The organism is Tahibacter caeni, from assembly GCF_024609805.1.
Taxonomy (GTDB): domain Bacteria; phylum Pseudomonadota; class Gammaproteobacteria; order Xanthomonadales; family Rhodanobacteraceae; genus Tahibacter; species Tahibacter caeni.
This window is the reverse complement of record NZ_JANFVR010000454.1, coordinates 1-3,072: the sequence shown is the minus strand read 5'-3', so window position 1 is coordinate 3,072 and position 3,072 is coordinate 1. Positions and strand designations below refer to the sequence as shown.

5 protein-coding genes are annotated in these 3,072 nt (G+C 70.4%); 1 reads left to right on the top strand and 4 read right to left on the bottom strand.

What is annotated here, in order from left to right; translation table 11 throughout:
* Positions 1-288: high-potential iron-sulfur protein (locus NON22_RS22475; protein ID WP_257389225.1), on the top strand; the 288-nt coding region annotated here is incomplete at its 5' end.
* A 145-nt stretch (positions 289-433) separates the two neighbouring features.
* Here the strand turns inward: NON22_RS22475 and NON22_RS22470 are convergent.
* The 4 genes from NON22_RS22470 to NON22_RS22455 form a co-directional block, all read right to left on the bottom strand.
* A complete protein-coding gene (locus NON22_RS22470) occupies positions 434-1,261 on the bottom strand; it encodes an ABC transporter six-transmembrane domain-containing protein (protein WP_257389224.1) in 828 nt (275 codons plus the stop codon).
* Positions 1,262-1,362: 101 nt separating this feature from the next.
* Positions 1,363-1,806 carry a rhodanese-like domain-containing protein gene (locus NON22_RS22465; protein WP_257389223.1) on the bottom strand — a complete coding sequence of 148 codons (444 nt, stop codon included), beginning with the start codon at positions 1,804-1,806 and terminating at the stop codon, positions 1,363-1,365.
* Between the two features lie 113 nt (positions 1,807-1,919).
* On the bottom strand, positions 1,920-2,336 hold the full coding sequence (locus tag NON22_RS22460; RefSeq protein ID WP_257389222.1) for a hypothetical protein: 417 nt from the start codon (positions 2,334-2,336) through the stop codon (positions 1,920-1,922).
* Positions 2,337-2,416: 80 nt separating this feature from the next.
* On the bottom strand, positions 2,417-2,893 hold the full coding sequence (locus tag NON22_RS22455; RefSeq protein WP_257389221.1) for a thioesterase domain-containing protein: 477 nt from the start codon (positions 2,891-2,893) through the stop codon (positions 2,417-2,419).
* Positions 2,894-3,072 lie beyond the last annotated feature (179 nt).

Sequence of the window (3,072 nt, the reverse complement as noted above, 5' to 3'; positions counted from 1 at the left end):
CGGCGCTTTCTGACCCTGCTGGCGGCGAGCGCCGCCGCCGCCGTCGCGCTGCCGGCCGCCGCCGACCTGCCGTCGCTGCCCGAGACCGATCCGACCGCGCAGGCGCTGGGCTACAAGGCCGACGCGGCCCAGGTCGACGCGGCCAAGTACCCGCAGCACACGGCGCAGCAGAACTGCGCGAACTGCAAGTTCTTCCAGGGCGCCGGCGCCAGCGGCCCTTGCCAGCTGTTTCCGGGCAAGTCGGTCAGCGCGAAGGGCTGGTGCGCGGGGTACGCGGCCAGGGCCTGAGCGCTGCCGGCGCGGCGTACGCGGATCGCCTCGTGGTCCGCGCTACGCCGCATCGCCGGCGCTGCCGGCCGGCGACCCTCGGCGAACGCATCGCGACGACGGATATTGCGATGACACGAGGTTTTCGCCGGCGCAGCCAGCCGCGCTAAGCCATTCGCCGATCCAGATCCCGCAACTTCGCGACCTGCTGCACGAGCTGCGGCACCTGGTCCAGCGCCATCACGAATTTCCAGAGATAGGCGAAGATCGCGTAGACGTCGCCGGCACGTGTCGCGTCGCCCTGGGCCAGGCGGACCAGCGCGACGACGAACAGCAGGATCACGCTGAGCTCCATCGCGCCGAAGGCTTTCGCTTCGGCGTCGGACAGGCGGATGCGCCAGCCGCTCAAGGCCCGGAAATGGCGGCGCACGGACACGTCGCGGCCGCGACGCAGCACGTCGATCTCGCGTTCGAGCCGGTCGTTGAGACCGCGGTTCAGGAGCAGCGAGCGCCGCGCGAGCCAGCGGTTGACCGCGAGCAACGGCGGAACGAGCGCGAGGCAGGCCGCGCCGATCGCCGGGTCGAGCCAGAACAGCGCGCTCAGCGAGACGGTCAGGCCGATCAGCGCGAACAGCACGGTCGGCACGTCGCGTTCGAGGAACGTCACGTATTCGCGCGACAGCGCGCTGCGCGCCGCGATGACCGACGGATCGACGCCGTCCTCGTGGGTGCGGCGCACGAAGCGGCCGGCGAGGTCGGCGTAGAGGCGCGTGAACACGCGCGTGTCGAACATCTTGGCGCCGACTTCGAGCAGCAGCGCGCTGAAGTGGCAGGCGACGAGCCAGCCGATCGCGGCATAGCGGCGCTCCAGCACGCCGTTGATCGCGAGCGCCGTGGCGATCGGATAGAGCTGGCCGGCGAGGCTGCCGGCCATGGCCACCGAATAGGCCGCGGCGAGGCGGCCCCGATGCAGTCTGACGAGTCGGCTGATCACGCGACGGCTCCGCCGGAAGCGAAACGGCGGCGTCGCGGACGGCGCCGGCCTGGCGAACTGCGGCGCGGGCCGCAGCTCAGGGAGCGTCGCCGGCGATCAGTTCATTTCTTGCCTTTGGCCAGCGGGAGGTCGGCGCCGGTCCAGGCGGCCGTGCCGCCGCCGAGCGTGTAGACGCGCTGGAAGCCGGCCTTGACGAGGCGGGTGGCCGCACCGGCCGAGGTCTGGCCGCTGCGGCAGATCACGACGACGGGCTTGTCCTTCACCTTGTTCAGATCCTTGTGCTCCGGATCGAACTGGGCCATCGCAACGTTCTTCGCCGTCGGCACGTGGCCCTTCTCGAAGTCGGCCGGCGGCGAGACGTCGACGACCAGCGCGTTCTCGCCGTTGATCAGGCGGGTCAGCTCGGCCGGCGTCACTTCCTTGTAGCCGCGGAACCAGCGGCCGGCTTCGCTCGCGATCACGGCGATCAGGACGCCGAAGAAGGCCATCGACAGAATGGGGTGGTTGCCGATGAACTCGGGCAGGCGGTGCAGGAATTCGGACATGGGGCCGGAGCCGGAGCGCGTGAGGGGGCGCGATTATCGGCGAGCGGGACCGCGACGCAAAGGGCGACGGCCGGCCGCGCGGCGAAAACGCGGGGAAAGAGCCTGAAAACGCCTCAATTCGGCGCCGTGATCGCCGGCAGGCCGCTCACGAGCCACCAGCGCTTGGCTTTCTCGTCCCAGCGCCAGGTCTGCCGGTCGATGACGCTGCGCTCGCTCTGGTTGTGATTGTTGATGATGCCGATCTCGGCGAGCACCTGGATTTCGGTCTTGCTGACCGCGACGGGCGACTGCTGGTGGTAGTAGCTGACGCGAACCTGCCGGTAACGGTTCAGCTCGACAGTCGTGAGGGGTTTGCTCTGGCGCACTTCCGGATCGATGAAGGAAAGGCCCTGCTCGAAGCCGCCCCAGCGCAGGGTGGCCGCGTAGTCCATGAGCACCTGGTCCATGGCCTTGTCCTTCTTGCTGCGCGCCTCGGCCGGCGCAACGACCAGGCACAGCAGCAACAGCGGCAGCAACAGCCAGCGACCCATCGCAAGTCTCCGTCGGCGCGAATGGGGCCGATTGTGCCGCAAGCACATGACGGAATCAGCCCGGCGGCCCGCGCAGCCGTTCAGGCCGCGCTCGACTTGGCCTCCCGGCGCAGCGCGACGAAACGCGCGTCCAGGGTCGTCGCCGGCTTGCCCGCTTCGTCGGCGACCGTCGCGACCACGCGCAGGCGGCCCTTGCCGCGCGCGCCGAGCATCGCGAAGAAATCGTCCCAGTTCTCGCCGTTGGCCAGCTGCGACTCGGCGCGCAGCTCGCCCCAGACCGGCGCGAGGTAGCGCAGCTGCGAATCCTGCACGTAGACGTCGCAGTCCTCGCCGGCGGCGCGCAGGCGCAGCACGACCAGGGCCCAGCAGGACAGGGTCAGCAGGCTGGCCAAACTGCCGCCGAAAGCGCAGCCTTTGTCGTTGATGTTGGGCGCCAGCGGCGCGCTCATGGCCAGCCGGTCCGGCGCATGGGCGGCGATCCGCAGCTGCATGGCCCGGGCCAGCGGAATGTCGTCGAGGATTTCGCGCTCCAGCGCACGGATCAGGGTATCGGTCATGGAAACAACGGCAGGCAGGACGAACAGGGCGCGCACGGTGCCACGCGGCGATGTCAGCGGCAAGGCGGCCGCCGCGCCGACGACCGGAATCCCGGCGGTGCTGACGCCGCCGCTGCGCGGCGCGGGCATCGTCAACACCCGGGCGGCCGGCAGCAGCGACGGGCTCGGCCGGCTGCTGC

Bases quoted from the DNA above. Each gene is read 5' to 3' on its own strand.
- NON22_RS22465 (WP_257389223.1), bottom strand. From the start codon at position 1,806: ATGTCCGAATTCCTGCACCGCCTGCCCGAGTTCATCGGCAACCACCCC.
- NON22_RS22460 (WP_257389222.1), bottom strand. From the start codon at position 2,336: ATGGGTCGCTGGCTGTTGCTGCCGCTGTTGCTGCTGTGCCTGGTCGTT.
- NON22_RS22455 (WP_257389221.1), bottom strand. From the start codon at position 2,893: ATGACCGATACCCTGATCCGTGCGCTGGAGCGCGAAATCCTCGACGAC.